Source organism: Streptomyces sporangiiformans, from assembly GCF_005768555.2.
In the GTDB taxonomy this organism is placed as follows: domain Bacteria; phylum Actinomycetota; class Actinomycetes; order Streptomycetales; family Streptomycetaceae; genus Streptomyces; species Streptomyces sporangiiformans.
Window position 1 is genome coordinate 1 of sequence record NZ_VCHX02000110.1, and the last position, 17,007, is coordinate 17,007.

Sequence of the window (17,007 nt, forward strand, 5' to 3'; positions counted from 1 at the left end):
AGGCCGATGCGGGGGTCTGGGGGCGCAGCCCCCAGGTACGGGATGGGACGGGTAGGGGCGGCGGGGGCGAAAACCACCCCACGGCCCAGCGCAGCTTCAGGCTCTCGCGGGCAGGACCGGACGCGGCAGGGCGTACGGCAGTGCCCCGTACCAGACCCACGCCACCGCGAAGCCGAACGCCAGGCACACCATGCCGCCCACCGCGTCCAGCCAGAAGTGGTTGGCGGTGGCGACGATGACCACCAGGGTCGCCGCGGGATACAGCAGGCCGAGGACACGGACCCAGGGCACCGACGCGAGAGCGAAGATCGTCAGGCCGCACCAGACGGACCAGCCGATGTGCATGGAGGGCATCGCGGCGTACTGGTTCGACATGTTCTTCAGGTCGCCGGAGGCCATGGAGCCCCATGTCTGGTGGACCACGACCGTGTCGATGAAGTCGCCGCCGTTCATCAGCCGGGGCGGGGCGAGCGGATACAGGTAGTAACCGACGAGGGCCACTCCGGTGGTCGCGAACAGCACCATGCGCGTAGCCGCGTAGCGGCCGGGGTGGCTACGGAAAAGCCACACCAGAACACCCAGCGTGATGATGAAGTGCAGAGTCGCGTAGTAGTAGTTCATGCCGACGATCAGCCACGTCACCGAGTTCACGGCGTGGTTGACGGACTCCTCGACGGCCAGTCCGACGTTGTGCTCCACCTTCCAGATCCAGTCGGCGTTGCGCAGCGCCTGCGCCTTCTGTTCCGGAACCGCGTTGCGGATGAGCGAGTACGTCCAGTAACTGACCGCGACCAGCAGGATCTCGAACCAGAGCCGGGGGCGACGCGGGGCACGCAACCGGCGCAGGAATCCCTGCTCCACGCGCTCGTCGACCTCGTCCGGGACGGACGCGACGGGCGATGGAGCGGCCTGCTGACGGCCTTCGAGAGGCGTCGCGGTCGTCTCACCCATAGGGTCAGAGTCTGCCAGACAATCCGTTCACCACCGATCATCCCTCGGTCGGTTCCTGGACGCACGTTCTACACCTGAAGGAGGCCGTGGCCTCCGCCCTACGGACGATTACGGTCCTTGGGGGCCGAAGCCGTCGAACCGCGCACCACCAGCTCCGGCATGAACACGAACTCGCTGTGCGGAGCCGGAGTTCCGCCGATCTCCTCCAGCAGCGTCCGCACCGCCGCCTGGCCCATGGCGGGCACCGGCTTGCGGATCGTCGTGAGCGGCGGGTCCGTGAAGGCGATGAGCGGGGAGTCGTCGAAGCCGACCACCGACACGTCCCGCGGCACGTCCAGTCCACGCTGCCGCGCCGCGCGTATCGCACCGAGCGCCATCATGTCGCTCGCGCACACGACGGCCGTGCAGTCGCGATCGATCAGGGCGGTGGCAGCGGCCTGGCCGCCCTCCAGTGTGTAGAGCGAGTGCTGGACGAGGCGCTGCTCGACGTCCTCCGTACGCAGGTCCAACTGGTCCTGCATCGCGCGTACGAACCCCTCTATCTTCCGCTGTACCGGCACGAACCGCTTCGGGCCCAGGGCGAGTCCGATCCGGGTGTGGCCGAGCGAGACGAGGTGCGTGACGGCGAGGGTCATGGCCGCGCGGTCGTCGGGTGAGATGAAGGGGGCCTGGACCTTCGGCGAGAAGCCGTCGACCAGCACGTACGGGACGCCCTGGCCGCGCAGCCGCTCGTAGCGCTGCATGTCCGCGGAGGTGTCGGCGTGCAGGCCCGAGACGAAGATGATTCCGGCGACGCCCCGGTCGACGAGCATCTCCGTCAGCTCGTCCTCGGTGGAGCCGCCCGGAGTCTGGGTCGCGAGGACCGGGGTGTAGCCCTGCCGGGTCAGCGCCTGGCCGATGACCTGGGCCAGGGCCGGGAAGATCGGGTTCTCCAGCTCCGGGGTGATCAGGCCCACCAGGCCCGCGCTGCGCTGCCGCAGCCGCACGGGCCGCTCGTAGCCCAGTACGTCGAGCGCGGCCAGTACGGACTCGCGGGTGGTCGTGGCGACGCCCGGCTTCCCATTCAGGACGCGGCTGACGGTCGCTTCGCTCACCCCTGCCTGGGCTGCGATGTCGGCAAGCCGTGTGGTCACAGGGGTGGACTGTACCGGCCGGGTCTCGGCTTGCCCACCAACCGAACGCCGTGTGCGGGCAGTTGTACGGCCCGCTCCGGGCTGCTGCGTCATCGAGCTCCCTCGTGTTCTGGTCGGCGTCCGCCGCGTGCGCCGCGTCCGTCTCGTCTGCCGCGTGCGCCACGGGAAGGGGTCGTTTCCCGCAAGGGCTGACGAGGCGATGATCCCTGTAGTGGAGCGGTTGTGGCAAGAGCTTGCAGGACCTTGCGGAGGGGGCAATGCCCTGCTGATCGGCCGTAAGCCGCGGGTGGCGGCAGCCTGGCTCAGGTCACGGGTGAGTAACTGTCCGGCATTCTTGCACTTTTTTGCTGCAAGGACTTTCGCAACTCTTGCAGCGCTGTTACGTTCACGTCGCCCGGCGGCGGCAACGGCGCGGTCGGCAGGCGGCGGACGGGGCCGCCACCTCAAGCACACGGGCTTTCACCCTCAAGGAGAACTCATGCGGCGTGGCATAGCGGCCACCGCGCTGATGGCGTCCCTCGCCCTCACGGCGACGGCGTGCGGCGGGGACGACAGCGGTAGCGACCAGTCGGACGGCCCTCTCACGATCACCTGGTGGGACACCTCCAACGCCACCAATGAGGCGCCGACGTACCGGGCCCTGGCCAAGGACTTCGAGAAGGCCAACCCCGGCATCAAGGTCAAGTACGTCAACGTGCCCTTCGACCAGGCGCAGAACAAGTTCGACACCGCCGCCGGCTCCAAGGGCGCCCCGGACATCCTGCGCTCCGAGGTCGGCTGGACGCCCGCGTTCGCGAAGAAGGGTTTCTTCCTGCCGCTGGACGGCACCGAGGCCCTCGCGGACCAGGGCAAGTTCCAGCCCAGCCTGATCGAGCAGGCCAAGTACGACGGCAAGACGTACGGAGTGCCGCTGGTCACCGACACGCTCGCGCTGGTCTACAACAAGGCGATCTTCAAGAAGGCGGGCATCGACGAGGCGCCCGCCACCTGGGACGACCTGAAGACCGCCGCCGCGAAGATCAAGCAGAAGGCCGGTGTCGACGGCTACTGGGGCTCGACCCAGGCGTACTACGCGCAGTCGTTCCTCTATGGAGAGGGCGCCGACACGGTCGACGCCGACGCCAAGAAGATCACCGTCAGGTCGCCCGCCGCCGTGAAGGGGTACGAGACCTGGGAGAGCCTGTTCGACGGCAAGGGCCTGCACAAGGCCGACACCACCGCCGACGCGTACGCCCACATCCAGGAGGCCTTCGTCAGCGGCAAGGTCGCCTCGATCGTCCAGGGCCCCTGGGAGATCACGAACTTCTACAAGGGCTCGGCCTTCAAGGACAAGGGCAACCTCGGCATCGCCACCGTCCCGGCCGGCTCCACCGGCAAGGCGGGCGCGCCCACCGGCGGCCACAACCTCTCCGTGTACGCCGGCTCCGACAAGGCCCACCAGGACGCGTCGCTGAAGTTCCTGAAGTTCATGACCTCGGCGAAGTCGCAGGAGACGATCGCCCTCAAGAACTCCACGCTGCCGACCCGCGACGACGCCTACACCGCCGAGGTCAAGGCCGATCCGGGCATCGCCGGCTACCAGACGGTGCTCTCCTCCGCCCAGCCGCGGCCCGCGCTGCCCGAGTACAGCTCGCTGTGGGGTCCGCTCGACACCGAGCTCAACAAGGTCGCCGGCGGCAATGAGTCGCTGGACAAGGGCCTGAGCAACGCCGAGACCGCGATCGCCAAGCTGGTCCCGGACTTCGGTAAGTGACCCCGAGTGGCCGCCGGGTCCCCCTGATCTCGGGGGAGGGACCCGGCGGCCACCGGCCCGCGTGCCCTGCCCCTGGTCTCCCAGGTCGTATCCCCGGCCTCCCGGTCATCTCCCGGCCTCCCGGCCGGACCCCTGACTGCTGATCTTCCCGAAGGTGTCGAACCATGACAGTCGCCATCGACCGAGCGACCGGCAAGCGTCGCGGTGGCCGCGAGCCGCGCCCCGGTCCGTTGCAGCGCCTGAAGCACGCGTACCACAAGTACTGGTACGCGTACGCGATGATCGCGCCGGTCGTCGTCGTGCTCGGTGTCCTGGTGATGTACCCGCTGGTGCGGGGCTTCTACCTGACGCTCACCGATGCCAACAGCCTGAACTCGGCCCGCCGGATCGGCGTCAACCACATCGACGCCACCTACAAGTTCATCGGCCTGGACAACTACGCCGACATCCTGTGGGGCCCGACCGCCTACGACCGCTTCTGGTCGCACTTCATCTGGACGATCGTCTGGACGGTGGTCTGCGTCGCACTGCACTACGCCATCGGGCTCGGCCTCGCGCTGCTGCTCAACCAGAAGCTGCGCGGCCGCACCCTGTACCGGCTCATCCTGGTCCTGCCGTGGGCCGTGCCCACCTTCGTCACGGTCTTCGGCTGGCGCTTCATGCTCGCCGACGGCGGCGTCATCAACTCCGCTCTCGAAGCACTGCACCTGCCGGCGCCGCTGTGGCTGGAGGACCCCTTCTGGCAGCGCACGGCCGCGATCATGGTCAACACCTGGTGCGGTGTGCCGTTCATGATGCTCTCGCTGCTCGGCGGTCTGCAGTCCATCGACTCCGCGCTGTACGAGGCCGCCGAGATGGACGGGGCGAGCGCCTGGCAGCGCTTCAGGCATGTGACCCTGCCGGGCCTCAGGCCGGTCGGCTCCACTGTCGTCCTGCTCGGTGTCATCTGGACGTTCAATCAGTTCGCCATCATCTTCCTGCTCTTCGGTGACACCGCACCCGACGCGCAGATCCTCGTCACCTGGGCCTACTACCTGGGCTTCGGCCAGCAGCCGCGCGACTACGCGCAGTCCGCCACGTACGGCGTCCTGCTGCTGTCCCTCCTGATCGTCTTCACCTCCGTCTACCGCCGCTGGCTGGCCCGCGGTGAGCAGCAGCTCGCGATCTGAGGCAGGAGTTCCCATGAGCACCACGACCCTCGACACCTCCACCGCGGTGACGGACCAGACCCCCGCGGCCTCGCCGGCGCGCAAGGTGCGGCGGCGCGGCGAGCGGGGCCTCGCCGCCTCGTTCACCTCGCACGGCATCCTGATCGTGGCGAGCCTGATCGCGCTCTTCCCGGTCGCCTGGCTGGTCTTCCTGTCGCTCGGCCCGGACAAGGACGACTACCTGCACCCCGGACGCATCTTCGGCAGGATGACGTTCGACAACTACGTCTTCGTGCTGCGGGAGACGAAGTTCTTCGACTGGCTGATGAGCACGCTCATCGTCTCGCTCGGCACCACGGCGATCGGCGTGCTGATCGCCGCCACCACCGGCTATGCCGTCTCCCGCATGCGCTTCCCCGGCTACAAGAGGTTCATGTGGGTGCTCCTGGTCACCCAGATGTTCCCGATCGCCGTACTCATCGTCCCGATGTACGAGATCATGTCGGAGCTCCAGCTCATCGACAGCTACCTTGGCCTGATCCTCGTCTACTGCTCGACGGCCGTGCCCTACAGCGCCTGGCTGCTCAAGGGATACTTCGACACGATCCCCTTCGAGATCGACGAGGCGGGACGCGTCGACGGACTGACCCCGTTCGGCACGTTCGCGCGGCTGATCCTGCCACTCGCCAAGCCGGGCCTGGCGGTTGCCGCCTTCTACAACTTCATCACTGCTTTCGGTGAGGTCGCCTTCGCCTCCCAGTTCATGCTGGACGACACGAAGTACACCTTCGCCGTCGGCCTGCAGAGCTTCATCAGCGAGCACGACGCGCAGCGCAACCTCATGGCCGCCACCGCGGTGTTGATCGCCGTCCCCGTCTCCGCGTTCTTCTACCTTGTCCAGAAGAACCTGGTGACCGGCCTCACCGCGGGCGGCACGAAGGGCTGACGAGCAGGGGAGACCCCAGACCCCGTACCTACGCATTAGTGACCAGAACGCCTCCCCTTGGTCTCGACTTCGCTGGAGCCGGGGGGGACCCCATCGCATCAAGGACACCATGAGCCAGCACTCCACCGACCCGGCCCCGGCCCCCGCTTCGACGTCAGCCCTCGCCACCGTCGCCAGACACCGCGACTGGTGGCGGGACGCGGTGATCTACCAGGTCTACCCGCGCAGCTTCGCCGACGGCAACGGCGACGGCATGGGCGACCTGGAGGGCGTACGGTCCCGACTGCCCCATCTGCGCGACCTCGGCGTCGACGCCGTGTGGCTCAGCCCCTTCTACGCCTCGCCGCAGGCCGACGCCGGCTACGACGTGGCGGACTACCGGGCAGTCGACCCCATGTTCGGTTCTCTGCTCGACGCCGACGCCCTGATCCGCGACGCCCACGAGCTGGGCCTGAGGATCATCGTCGACCTGGTGCCCAACCATTCCTCGGACCAGCACGAGTGGTTCAAGCGGGCGATCGCCGAGGGCCCGGGCTCTCCGCTGCGGGACCGCTATCACTTCCGCCCCGGCAAGGGCGCCGACGGTGAACTGCCCCCGAACGACTGGGAGTCCATCTTCGGCGGGCCCGCCTGGACGCGCGTCACCGAGCCGGACGGCACCCCCGGCGAGTGGTACATGCACCTCTTCGCGCCCGAGCAGCCCGACTTCAACTGGGAGCACCCGGCCGTCGGCGACGAGTTCCGCTCGATCCTGCGGTTCTGGCTCGACATGGGAGTCGACGGCTTCCGTATCGACGTCGCGCACGGCCTGGTGAAAGCCGAGGGACTGCCGGACCTGGGCACGCACGAGCAGGTGAAGCTGCTGGGCAATGAAGTCATGCCGTTCTTCGACCAGGAGGGCGTGCACGAGATCTACCGCCAGTGGCGGCTCATTCTGGATGAGTACTCCGGTGAGCGTGTCTTCGTGGCGGAGGCGTGGACCCCCACCATCGAGCGCACCGCCAACTATGTGCGCAGCGACGAACTGCACCAGGCCTTCAACTTCCAGTATCTGAGCACCCACTGGGACGCCGACGAGCTCCGCTCGGTCATCGACCGCACCCTGGACGCGATGCGCCCGGTCGGCGCCCCCGCCACCTGGGTGCTGTCCAACCACGACGTCACCCGCCACGCCACGCGCTTCGCCAACGAGGCGGGCCTCGGCACGCAGATCCGCTCGGCCGGCGACCGTGACCTGGGCCTGCGCAGGGCACGCGCCGCCACGCTGCTCATGCTCGCCCTGCCCGGCTCGGCGTACATCTACCAGGGCGAGGAACTGGGCCTGCCCGACGTGGTGGACCTGCCGGACGAGGTGCGCCAGGACCCGGCGTACTTCCGGGGCGCCGGGCAGGACGGCTTCCGCGACGGCTGCCGGGTGCCGATCCCGTGGACGCGTGACGGGTCGTCGTACGGCTTCGGGTCCGGTGGCTCCTGGCTGCCGCAGCCGGACGGCTGGGGCGAACTGAGCGTCGAGGCGCAGACCGGTGAGCCGGACTCCACCCTGGAGCTCTACCGCACCGCGCTCGCCGCGCGCCGCGAGCAGCCCGACCTCGGGGCCGGTGACGCGATCGAGTGGCTGAAGGCGTCCGAGGGCGTCCTCGCCTTCCGCCGAGGCGAGTTCGTGTGCTTCGCGAACACCACCGGCGAGGCGGTCCGCACCCCGGCGTACGGCCGAGTCCTCGTCGCCAGCGGCGAGGTGACCGTCGCCGACGACGAGGCGAAGCTGCCGGCGGACACGACGGTGTGGTGGACGACGGGCTGAGGGTCCGTCACGTAACCGGTCTCGCAGTCACCTGCGGTCGACTCCAGGGCCCGCCGCCCGGTTCGGGGCGGCGGGCCCTGGTGCGTCTTTCTCGTTGCCGCACTCGCCGGCACCTGCGTCAGCCGTAGTACATGACGGTATAGATATCAAGCGGAAGGAAAAGCGCCACCCAGGCAAAGATCGTATAGGTCGCGAAACGCCATCCCGTGACGTCGCCGATCTCCACGGTCAGACGAGAGCTCGGAGGGTTGTCGCGGTCATAAATGACCTCGACTTCTTCTCCCTGGTTCGCGTAGGGCCATCCTCGACCTTCGGTTCTCCTCCTCAAAGGCTTCGCGGCGTCCACTGGCACGTACTCGTAAACGGAGAAGTAGGCTCCTTCGTCCGACACAACCCTTATGCATCGTCCTGGCACGGTGATTCCTCGTCGGCGCAGATTCCACCTGACCACAAGCGGCCACGCCACGAAAGGGAGAAACAAGAGAGGAGCGACGGTCAGAATTCCAACGATCCAGATGGCGGGATGCACAATCAGCTTCCTCCTGTGCTCCTATGGGCTCGTCACGTCATGGGCATGAACTCGGGCAGGGTGAGGGCCGAATGGGCCGGCCGTCCCTCCGCGGAGGGCATGGCGCTGAGATCGCGCAGCATGTCGTTGCGCTGCTCCAGGCCCCGAGCGGTGGTCGGGAAGAGTGTGGCATCGCCCTCGCCGACCAGCTCCTGGTTCATGGTCACAAACTCACGGGTGTTGTGTTCGTAGGCAGCGAAGCCCGCGGCGTGGTCCCGGTCGGCCAGGGAACCGGCGAGCATGTACGCGCCGACGAGCGCGAGGCTGGAGCCCTGTCCGGTGAGGAACGAGGGCGCGTACGCGGCGTCGCCCACCAGCGCGACCCTGCCGCTGGACCAGCGGGGCATGCGGATCTGGCTCACCCCGTCGAAGAACAGGTCGTCCGCGTCGCGCATGGCGGCAAGCATGCCCGGGACCTCCCATCCCGCGTCGGCGAAGACCGCGGCGACCAGGTCCCGTTGGGCTTCCGGGTTCCGGAACGCGTCGAACGGCGGTTCCGGGTGGGCGAAGTTCAGGAAGGCGTGCACTTCGTCGTTGTTCCCCACGGCGTAGAGTGCCGCGGCTCTGCCCGGGGTGTTCCACATCATGGTCTCGCGGGAGAGCCCGAAGGTGTTGCGCATGGTGAACACGGCGAAGCAGTAGCCGAGGTACCGGTGGAACTGCTCTTCGGGGCCGAACAGGAACTCGCGGGTACGTGAGTGCAGACCGTCCGCACCGACCACCATGTCGAACGTACGCCTGCTGCCCCCGCGGAAGGTGACGTCGACCCCGTGGCCGGACTGGTCGAGGGTGTCGATGGAGTCGTTGAACAAGAACTCCACGTCGTCACGGACCGCCGCGTGGAGAGCGCCGGTCAGATCCCCGCGCCGCACCTCCAGGTCCCGTCCCGCGACACCGCCGGTGACGGTGTGCGGGCTGACCGAGGCCACCTCGCTGCCGTCCCCGTCGAGGAAGGTCAGCCTGCGCAGGTCGATGTGCGCGTCCTGCAGTCGCGGCAGGATTCCCATCCTCCGGACGACCTCGAGTGCGGTGCCACGCACGTCGATGGGGTAACCACCGTCACGAAGTGTGCCCGCCTTCTCGACCACCGTGACCGCGAATCCGTAGCGGTTCAGCCAGAACGCGAGGGCGGGCCCCGCGACGCTGGCCCCCGATATCAGGACCTTGCGCCTGGGCGTGGAACGGATATCCCTCAACTGATCGGTGCGGGTCATGCCTTGGCTCCTTTGCTCATGGTACGGACGACAGGCAGGGCCAGCACCGCGATGACGCCGGCGATGAGGAAGCCCGTGACGAAGGCCGATTCGGCCGGGACATCCGACCCAGAAGGGGTCCCTGAGGTGAGGAGCACGCCACCGAGCATCCCGCCCATGGCGGAGCCCAACACGCGAGTCACCAGGATCAGGCTGGTGGCGATGCCGGTGTCACTTTCATCGACGGAAGACGCGATGCTGGTCACCATGGCGGTAACGCACAGGCCGTTGGCAAGCGCGATCAGCGCCTTGCCGACGACGATGTGCCAGACCTCGGTGTGTGCGACTGACAGGGCGAGCAGGGCGGTGGCCATGATGACGACCGCGGCAGCGACCACGGCACGCGGGCCGAAACGCTGCTCCCCGAACCCACCGGCCGGCCCGGCCAGCGTCGCGACCACGGCGCCGGGCAGGAGGATGAAGCCGATCTCGGTGGCGCCGGCCCCGAAACCGTACCCGTCGCCGGACACGTCGAGCAGCTGCGGAACGAGAAAGACCCCCGTCGCGGTGCCGAGGCAGATCACGAACGTCAGCACACACGACTTCCAGATCACAGGCCGTGCCAGCATGCGCAGATCGATCATCGGCGCGGCCGCACGACGCTCAACGGCTACCCATCCGGTCACGAAGGCGGCCAGAACCACGATGAGCGCGCCGAGCACGAGAGGCTGCGAGCCGGCGTCGGGCGCCACCGCGAGCGCGAGCATGAGCGTGACCAGTATCCCGCTCAAGAGAAGCATGCCGGGCCAGTCGATCCCGGCATCGTCCGAGCGGCCCGGCGGATCAGACGGCATCAGCCTGTTCACCAGCAGGGTGAACCCAATGACCGCGAACGTCGGCACCGCGAACATCCAGTGTCGGGAGAGCGCTTCCGCCACGGGCCCGGCCGCCAGCAGCCCCACCATCGAGCCCCCCACGAACATCCCGCTGACCAGCCCGATGGCCACCTTCGACTCTCCCGCGGGGAGGTGTTTGCGCACCACGATGAACGACAGGGGCAGTGCGCCTATCATCGCCCCCTGCAGTATCTGACCGAGCAGCAGCACCGGCAGGTTGGGCGCCAGCGCTGACACCAGGCCACCGACCGAGACCACCGCCATCAGCCGGATCAGGACTCGTTTTCCGCCGTAGCGGTCGCCGAGCTTGCCTGCGAGCGGAGTGACGAGCGCGCCGGTGATGGCGAGCACGATGTTGAGCAGCGCCCCTGTGGATGGACTGATATCCAGCTCGCGTTGCAGGAGCGGGAGCGTCGGCGCCACCACCGATTCCAGGGCACCGGTGGAGATTGCCAGTAAGCCGAGAGCCCAGACAGCGGCTTTCCCCATGCGGACCGGGGGAGCCAGGGTTGTGGTCGTGGTCATGAACGTCCTTTCCGTCATTGCCGGGCGAGTAAGGGGTCGGCCGTACGCGTTGCGCTGCCGCCTGCCGGGCCCGGCGCGGACACAGCGGCCATTCATGCGGGCGCAGTTACCCGAGGTGACGCGTGCACGGCTCCGCCGGGCGGAGCGGGTGTACGAGTGCGGCACGCGTCATGAGCCGAGATTACACTACACCGTGCAGTGTAGGACGGTTAAGATGTGCCCATGCCGACCACGAAGACACTGCGCGAGGGGTCCACGCGGAAGCGGGCCGCCATCCTCTCGGCGGCCCGGGAACTGTTCCTCGCCGACGGCTTCGACCGGTCCAGCGTCGACGCGGTCGCCGCCCGGGCCGAGGTGTCCAAGCGGACGGTCTACGACTACTTCGGCGACAAGCAGACGCTGCTGCAAGCAGTCGTCGACTCCGTCGGCCAGTCACTGATCACCACGATCCGGCGCACCCTCGACGACACCCTCACCGACTCCACCGAGGCCGCCGACCTCGAGGACGCCCTGGTCACGTTCTCGATGTGCATCGCGACCGACATGCTCGGCTCGGCGGAGTACGCAACGCTGCAACGACTGGTCCGGGCGGAATCCGGCAACCTGCCGCACCGGGGCTACAACTCCATGGCCGACACCCCCGACGAGGCACTTGCCGAGCGGTTCGCCGCCTTCGCCGCGGCCGGGCTGCTCGACGTCCCCGACCCCCGACTCGCGGCCGACCAGTTCATCGCGCTGACCTTCGGCGTCGCGCTGGACAGGCTCGGTTCCGCGAATGCCGCGGAGGACACCCGCGTCCGGCCACTCGTCGTCGAGGGAGTGCGGACCTTTCTCCGGGCATACCGAACCACGTAGGGCTGGGCTGGGGCCGCACGAAAGAACAGTGCGCCGTCAGCCCACGTCTCCTCACTCGGTACGAAGGCGTCCCGGAGGCGGTTCGTCGAACAGGCCGAGTTCATCACTGCTCGGGGCCTCGAAGAGCTCTGCGTACTCCTCAAGCATCGCGCGGGTGATCGGGACTGTCCCCCACTCACCCTCCCCGTTGCGTGCTTCGAGGCGGCGGCACAATTCATCAATCGACGCCGCAAGGTAGTGCAGTTCGACGGGAACGCCGAGTGCGCGCGCCCCGAGGCGCTTCTCATCCCGCTCAGAGCGTGCCCAGAAGCCGAACTCCAGGATCACGCTCTGTCCGCGCGTCAACAGTTCCTCGGCGTGCTGGGAAAACCGCCTCTCAAGCCGGTCGCGCGTTTGCTCATCAAACAAGTCGATGCCGAGGTCCGCCATCCATTCGTCCGGGCACAGGCGCACAGCCGGAACCTCCTTCGCCAGGCGCTTGGCCAGCGTTGTCTTCCCGGAACCAGGAAGTCCGCACAGCAAGATCAGCCTCGGCTCGCGTCCCGCGTCCACCAGGTCCCTCCACAGCGCCTCAGGATCATCACTGCCGCACATGCTGACGCGGCCGAGCCACACCACAGAACTGGGTTTCAGTGACACGGACACGATGGGGTCGTCGCTGTCCGCCAGAATCGGCGCATGCTGCGAATCGGATCCGTCGTGCTGGGCGTCTCGGATGTGCCACGCGCGGCCGCGTTCTGGATGGAGGCCCTGGGATACGTCCCGCGCGAGGAGATGGAAGACGACTGGGTGGTGCTCGTGCCGGCGGAAGGGGCCGGAGTCCAGCTGTCGCTCGGCCTGAGTGAGACGCCGGCCCAGGAGCATCCGCGGATCCATCTGGACCTGTACGCCGGGGACGCGGCCGACCAGGCCGCTGAGGTCGAGCGGCTGGTGTCCCTGGGTGCTCAGCGCGTCGACTGGGACCTTTATCCGGACGACGCCGACTTCGTCGTGCTCGCCGATCCCGAGGGCAACCGCTTCTGTGTCATCGACACGAGCCACGGCTGACGGACGACCGGCAAGGTGTCGGCACGGTGCCGAGGTCGCGGTGGAGCTGGTCGGTGGCGGGTCGACCCGAGTTGGGCCGGCAGTCCCTGCCTCCGGCCCCACACGTATCCCGGCGTGCTCAGGAGGACCACGCCGCGAGGAGTTCCGCCGGGCCGTACGCAGCGTCGAGCCCCGCACAGTCGGTCCCGCTGCGCGACACAGCGATCACAGGCACAGGATCAGGCGTGAGCGCGGCGCGGTGTCGGTGCAGCGCCGCGAGATCGTGCCGGTCGAACGGGGAGTTCTCCAGCCACTTCACCGAGCCGACGAACAACAACTCCTTGGCGATCGGCGCGCGGTCCGCTCCCACGACGTCGATCTCCACATCGTTGGTACGGGTCCAGTAACCGCCGATAGCGGGGGCGGCCGGGAGGTTCGCGTCGGGCAGCAGCCGTGCCAGCGCCTCGCGCACCAGAGGTTCAATGGCCCTGCCACGCCAACTGGTCCAGTTTTCGCGGATGCGCCGCAGCGTCAGGTCACCCCGGCCTCGCTCGATCTCCTCCATCGCCGGACCCAGGAGCTTCAGCCAGAAGCGGAGGTAGGGATCCGCGACCCGGTAGCGACGATCCTTCGAAGGCCGCGTGGACACGGGAAGCTCCGCCGCGATCACCCGCTTGTCCGCAAGGATCCCCAGCGACCGCTGTAGCGGGGTCGCGCCGATCCCGCCCGCGGCGCGGGCAATATTGGAGAACGTCCGCTCACCGCCGCCGATCGCCGAAAGGACGGTGCGGGCTTGGACCTGCTGGGGGAACTCCGCAGCGAGGGAGCGCTCCGCCGACACCAGCAAGGCCGAGACCGGATCGCTGAGTGCCGCCTGCAGGAACTCCCACATCCCGGCGCCGTGCGTCCACTCCGCGCAGATCAGAGGCAGTCCACCGGTGATCAAGGCCGCATCGAAGGCCGAGGCGGGATCGAGGCCGAGCATCTCGCCCACCTCCGCCGGGTTGAGCGGACCCAGCACCATCTCCCGTCCGCGCTGGTGGAACGGGCGTCCATAGCTGTTCAGCGCCTCCATCATCGACAGGTCGGAGCCGATGAGAACCAGCAGAACCGGCTTCGTCTCCAGCACTCGGTCCCAGGCCCGCTGAAGCATGCCCTCGAAGGCGCCCTCCGCATCCATCAAATAGGGCACCTCGTCCATGACCACCACGCTCGCCCGGTCGTGCGGCAGCGCCGCCGCCAGTACATCGAAGGCGGCATCCCAACTCGCCGGGCGGGCCGCGGACAGCAGATTCGCCAGCGGAAGGCTGGATGACCGCGCATCCTGGCTGAGCCGATCCAGGTCCGCCCCCGGCGACGCCCCCGTGGCGGCGTAGAAGAGAAACGGCGCTCCGGACCTCTCGGCGAACCGCTCCACCAACCGCGACTTACCCACCCGGCGGCGCCCTCGGAGCATCACGCACCGCCCGGGCCGCTCCCCACCGATCCCGGCCGTCACCTTGCCCAGCTCGCGATCCAGCGTCTCGAGCTCGTGCCGCCTGCCCACGAAATCTGCCACGTCCGCCGCCTTCCAGAGCGGTATTCACCACTCTTGAGGATGCTAACATAGCAGTTACTAACATTGATGTTAGCGACAGGGTGGAACGAGGATCCTGCGTCCTCGGGTCAGCCCTGGGTCCTGCGGTCCGGGCTGTCGAGCCGCTGTGGAGCAGGCCTGGACAGGCGGCGAAGAGTTCCCGTAGCGCGACAGTCGCCGCATCGACGACTGTTGTCGGCGCGCCGTCGAGGAGGGCGGCGTGAGCGGCCGAATTGACGAGGACGGACTGCTCGGCCGGCGCGACGCCGTCAGGTGTCAGCCGGATCCAGGCACTGCGGGCGTCGTCCGGGTCGCTGCGCGAGCACGGAGCCGCCCCCGACCAGGCTCCCGGGCTCGCGACCCTCATCGTGGCAGCTGTCGAAGGCGCCATCGCCATGTGCCGCGCCAAGCGCAGCATGAAGCCCCTGGACCAGGTCGCGCAGCAGCTCGAAGCCCTGATCGCCGGCGCGCTCGACCGGCCGGCGTGACAGGCGCTGCGGCCTGAGGATCCGGGACTCCTGCCCGGACAGACCCTGGAGCGGTGTTCTCAGAGGTGAGGACCAGGTCATCGGCGCACGCTGTGCAGACTCAACGGCGGCAGGAGCAATGGCCTTCCAGCGTCTTGACTGATCGCGAGTCTGCCCAAGTCCTGCCCGGCGGTGTACTTGCTGTCCGGAAGTCGTTGGAGGTAGCCCTGGCGGATCAGCATCGACAGGGCTGCTGCCTCGGCCCTGCCGAACGTCCTCAGGGAGCGGGCGATCTCTGTCCCGGACACCACCCCATGCGGTGCCTGCGTGACAACTTCCAGGATCTTCAGAGCTTCCCGGGTTGCGTGATGGGTTTGCGTGCCCAGCTTGCCCACGCTCTCGGCGGACTGGTCCTCGGACTGTCGAGTGCATCCGGAGTCGGTGTGAAGCCCGTCGTGCATGGCGCTGCTGAGTGCGGATCCCGCGGCGAGCGCGGCACCCGCACCCACCAGGCCGCGTCGGTTGAGCATGAGGTCCATTCCCTTGAACTCGGTGAGGACCGCAGCAGTACGCTCGGGCGCCCACGGCACTCCGTCGGGATGATCCACACTCCCGCCGCCCTGCCGAATCCCCACACGCCCATGCCGGACCATACCGAGATCCTCAATGGTCACGACACGGCCGAGACGCTCGGTGAACAGCGCCGCCAGCACCCGCGGCACCGGATCGCGCGGGATCTCTCCCCTCTCGATCCAACGCCGCACCCGCGAGGTGTCGGTCGCCGGCTGCGAGTGCCCCATAGCGGCCGCCTGCCGGTTCACCAGTCTGGCGAGCTCGCCCTTGGACCAGCCGGCCAGGCGGAACAGGTCTTGCAGGCGGGTGTTGGGAGTGAAGCGCTGCTGACGGGGAGGCCCGCCGGACAACTCCAACCGAACAACACGGCCCAGCTTTCGCTTCATATGGAGGGAGACCCGTTCCCTGCCATCCGATACGGCGTCGAAATCGAAATCGCTCGGTGCCGTGAAAACGATGACGTCGCGGGTAATACTGCGCGCGCTGAAGGGCATTCCGAGTCGTCTCGTAGCGCTCAACCACGCCTGCCTCGTCCTCCGAACGCTCACCCACCTGCCGAGAACCGTCCCGGAGCTGCTGGTCAGCCGGCGCCGCCAGGCCCACCAGAGGACGCCGCACGCAGCCAAGAGCGACAGCCAAGCGACCTCTGGCCAACGCTCGTACAGCACAACCAGCATGGCCCGTCCCTCATGCCACCACCGAGTAGGCAATGTGCCAGCCTTCTCACCGGGTTCCCTCGCCGGATCCGTGCGTTGCAGCCGACCGCCGATGAAACGGCCCGCGACACACACGATGGCGGCAACCACAGCAGTGACAAGGCTCGCGCGCAGCAGAACCATGCCGCGGGAGACGTGAGTGGCGACCGTGCCCGGGGCTTTGTCCATGAGGGTTGCAGTCTCGTCCTGGGTACAGTCCAGCGCTTTCGTCGCCCATACCGCGGTGCGCTGCGGGAGAGACAGACCGGCCAGGGCCTGCTCGACGGCACAACGGTTGGCAATCAGTGCGGCAAAGTCCGCGGTCTGTACTGGGTCGAAACGCAGAGGATCAGCCGCACGACGGGCCTCCATTCGACTGTGATCAGCCTGCTGGCGGGCCCGATTGGCCACCTCGGTGCGGATCACCACACGTAGGTAGCCGATCGGATTCTTGATGGCTGCCGGATTACGCAAGGCCTTGGCAAAGGCGTTCTGCACGATGTCCTCGGCCGAGACAACCGACTCCGGCACGCCGCGAGCAAGGAGCGCATGCTGAGCGGTCGCCGTCAGACTGACCCGGTACTTCGCGTACAGAGCGCCCAAAGCCTCGGCGGTCACCGCCTCCCGCTCAGCCATTGTCTTCCTCTCGCTCCGGGTGCACATCGCACGTGTCGCTCGGACTTGCCGGCCGGGCCCGGATGATCTCGGCCCGGGCCAAGGACCGGTTGCGATGTGCCACGCTGTCGAGCCAGCCCTTGATCGCAGGGACCAGAGGGGCAACCACGGACAAGAGTGCAGCAGCGAGCTCCACCGTCCAACCTCCCTTGTGGTGTGGGCCATTGGCGCTCAGGGGGCGCGGTGGCCGTTCACAGAAGAGAGGTACGAGCGCGCCGTTCTCATG

14 protein-coding genes and 1 pseudogene are annotated in these 17,007 nt (G+C 68.0%); 7 read left to right on the plus strand and 8 right to left on the minus strand.

All coding sequences use genetic code 11. The features are described 5' to 3' along the window. Nucleotides 1-96 precede the first annotated feature (96 nt). Together FGD71_RS13235 and FGD71_RS13240 are read right to left on the minus strand one after the other, a co-directional pair. A complete protein-coding gene (locus tag FGD71_RS13235) occupies nucleotides 97-951 on the minus strand; it encodes a phosphatase PAP2 family protein (RefSeq protein ID WP_119100624.1) in 855 nt (284 codons plus the stop codon). A 98-nt stretch (nucleotides 952-1,049) separates the two neighbouring features. Then, nucleotides 1,050-2,084 (minus strand): LacI family DNA-binding transcriptional regulator, encoded by a 1,035-nt coding sequence (locus FGD71_RS13240; protein WP_276147135.1) that lies wholly within the window; start codon nucleotides 2,082-2,084, stop codon nucleotides 1,050-1,052. Nucleotides 2,085-2,562: 478 nt separating this feature from the next. Here FGD71_RS13240 and FGD71_RS13245 point away from each other — a divergent pair, with 478 nt between their 5' ends. From FGD71_RS13245 to FGD71_RS13260, 4 genes are all read left to right on the plus strand, one after another. Then, nucleotides 2,563-3,837, plus strand: a complete 1,275-nt coding sequence (locus FGD71_RS13245; RefSeq protein WP_119100626.1) for an extracellular solute-binding protein — start codon at nucleotides 2,563-2,565, stop codon at nucleotides 3,835-3,837. Nucleotides 3,838-4,001: 164 nt separating this feature from the next. Next, nucleotides 4,002-5,006, plus strand: a complete 1,005-nt coding sequence (locus tag FGD71_RS13250) for a carbohydrate ABC transporter permease (protein ID WP_119100627.1) — start codon at nucleotides 4,002-4,004, stop codon at nucleotides 5,004-5,006. Between the two features lie 13 nt (nucleotides 5,007-5,019). Then, a complete protein-coding gene (locus FGD71_RS13255) occupies nucleotides 5,020-5,931 on the plus strand; it encodes a sugar ABC transporter permease (protein ID WP_119100628.1) in 912 nt (303 codons plus the stop codon). A 109-nt stretch (nucleotides 5,932-6,040) separates the two neighbouring features. Then, the gene (locus FGD71_RS13260) at nucleotides 6,041-7,732 is read left to right on the plus strand and encodes a glycoside hydrolase family 13 protein (protein WP_119100629.1); all 1,692 of its coding nucleotides are present in this window, start codon (nucleotides 6,041-6,043) and stop codon (nucleotides 7,730-7,732) included. Between the two features lie 118 nt (nucleotides 7,733-7,850). On the opposite strand, the gene FGD71_RS13265 is transcribed toward FGD71_RS13260, so the two are convergent. From FGD71_RS13265 to FGD71_RS13275, 3 genes are read right to left on the minus strand one after another with little or no spacing between them, the layout of a single operon-like run. Further along, on the minus strand, nucleotides 7,851-8,261 hold the full coding sequence (locus FGD71_RS13265) for a DUF3592 domain-containing protein (protein ID WP_140935883.1): 411 nt from the start codon (nucleotides 8,259-8,261) through the stop codon (nucleotides 7,851-7,853). A gap of 32 nt (nucleotides 8,262-8,293) precedes the next feature. Continuing rightward, a complete protein-coding gene (locus FGD71_RS13270) occupies nucleotides 8,294-9,514 on the minus strand; it encodes an FAD-dependent monooxygenase (RefSeq protein ID WP_119100631.1) in 1,221 nt (406 codons plus the stop codon). Continuing rightward, entirely contained in the window at nucleotides 9,511-10,914 is a 1,404-nt protein-coding gene (locus FGD71_RS13275) for an MFS transporter (protein ID WP_119100632.1), read from the minus strand. Before FGD71_RS13275 ends, FGD71_RS13270 begins: the two co-directional genes overlap by 4 nt. Nucleotides 10,915-11,136: 222 nt before the next feature. Here FGD71_RS13275 and FGD71_RS13280 point away from each other — a divergent pair, with 222 nt between their 5' ends. Then, the gene (locus tag FGD71_RS13280) at nucleotides 11,137-11,769 is read left to right on the plus strand and encodes a TetR/AcrR family transcriptional regulator (RefSeq protein ID WP_119100633.1); all 633 of its coding nucleotides are present in this window, start codon (nucleotides 11,137-11,139) and stop codon (nucleotides 11,767-11,769) included. A gap of 51 nt (nucleotides 11,770-11,820) precedes the next feature. On the opposite strand, the gene FGD71_RS13285 is transcribed toward FGD71_RS13280, so the two are convergent. Continuing rightward, nucleotides 11,821-12,414, minus strand: coding sequence for a P-loop nucleotide/nucleoside kinase family protein (locus FGD71_RS13285; protein ID WP_240436565.1), 594 nt, complete (start codon nucleotides 12,412-12,414; stop codon nucleotides 11,821-11,823). A gap of 33 nt (nucleotides 12,415-12,447) precedes the next feature. Between FGD71_RS13285 and FGD71_RS13290 the strand changes: the two genes are divergently transcribed. Beyond that, nucleotides 12,448-12,816, plus strand: a complete 369-nt coding sequence (locus tag FGD71_RS13290) for a VOC family protein (protein WP_119100634.1) — start codon at nucleotides 12,448-12,450, stop codon at nucleotides 12,814-12,816. A gap of 118 nt (nucleotides 12,817-12,934) precedes the next feature. Here FGD71_RS13290 and FGD71_RS13295 read toward each other — a convergent pair whose 3' ends face one another. Next, on the minus strand, nucleotides 12,935-14,353 hold the full coding sequence (locus FGD71_RS13295; protein ID WP_119100635.1) for an ATP-binding protein: 1,419 nt from the start codon (nucleotides 14,351-14,353) through the stop codon (nucleotides 12,935-12,937). A 329-nt stretch (nucleotides 14,354-14,682) separates the two neighbouring features. Between FGD71_RS13295 and FGD71_RS13300 the strand changes: the two are divergent. Then, a pseudogene (locus tag FGD71_RS13300) lies at nucleotides 14,683-14,859 on the plus strand (LmrA/YxaF family transcription factor); the annotation flags it as partial. A 77-nt stretch (nucleotides 14,860-14,936) separates the two neighbouring features. Here FGD71_RS13300 and FGD71_RS49905 read toward each other — a convergent pair. Next, nucleotides 14,937-16,742, minus strand: a complete 1,806-nt coding sequence (locus FGD71_RS49905) for an NsdA family TPR-like regulatory protein (RefSeq protein ID WP_162931115.1) — start codon at nucleotides 16,740-16,742, stop codon at nucleotides 14,937-14,939. Nucleotides 16,743-17,007: the final 265 nt, after the last annotated feature.

Bases quoted from the DNA above. Each gene is read 5' to 3' on its own strand.
- FGD71_RS13235 (WP_119100624.1), bottom strand. From the start codon at position 951: ATGGGTGAGACGACCGCGACGCCTCTCGAAGGCCGTCAGCAGGCCGCT.
- FGD71_RS13245 (WP_119100626.1), top strand. From the start codon at position 2,563: ATGCGGCGTGGCATAGCGGCCACCGCGCTGATGGCGTCCCTCGCCCTC.
- FGD71_RS13250 (WP_119100627.1), top strand. From the start codon at position 4,002: ATGACAGTCGCCATCGACCGAGCGACCGGCAAGCGTCGCGGTGGCCGC.
- FGD71_RS13255 (WP_119100628.1), top strand. From the start codon at position 5,020: ATGAGCACCACGACCCTCGACACCTCCACCGCGGTGACGGACCAGACC.
- FGD71_RS13260 (WP_119100629.1), top strand. From the start codon at position 6,041: ATGAGCCAGCACTCCACCGACCCGGCCCCGGCCCCCGCTTCGACGTCA.
- FGD71_RS13270 (WP_119100631.1), bottom strand. From the start codon at position 9,514: ATGACCCGCACCGATCAGTTGAGGGATATCCGTTCCACGCCCAGGCGC.
- FGD71_RS13275 (WP_119100632.1), bottom strand. From the start codon at position 10,914: ATGACCACGACCACAACCCTGGCTCCCCCGGTCCGCATGGGGAAAGCC.
- FGD71_RS13280 (WP_119100633.1), top strand. From the start codon at position 11,137: ATGCCGACCACGAAGACACTGCGCGAGGGGTCCACGCGGAAGCGGGCC.
- FGD71_RS13290 (WP_119100634.1), top strand. From the start codon at position 12,448: ATGCTGCGAATCGGATCCGTCGTGCTGGGCGTCTCGGATGTGCCACGC.
- FGD71_RS49905 (WP_162931115.1), bottom strand. From the start codon at position 16,742: ATGGCTGAGCGGGAGGCGGTGACCGCCGAGGCTTTGGGCGCTCTGTAC.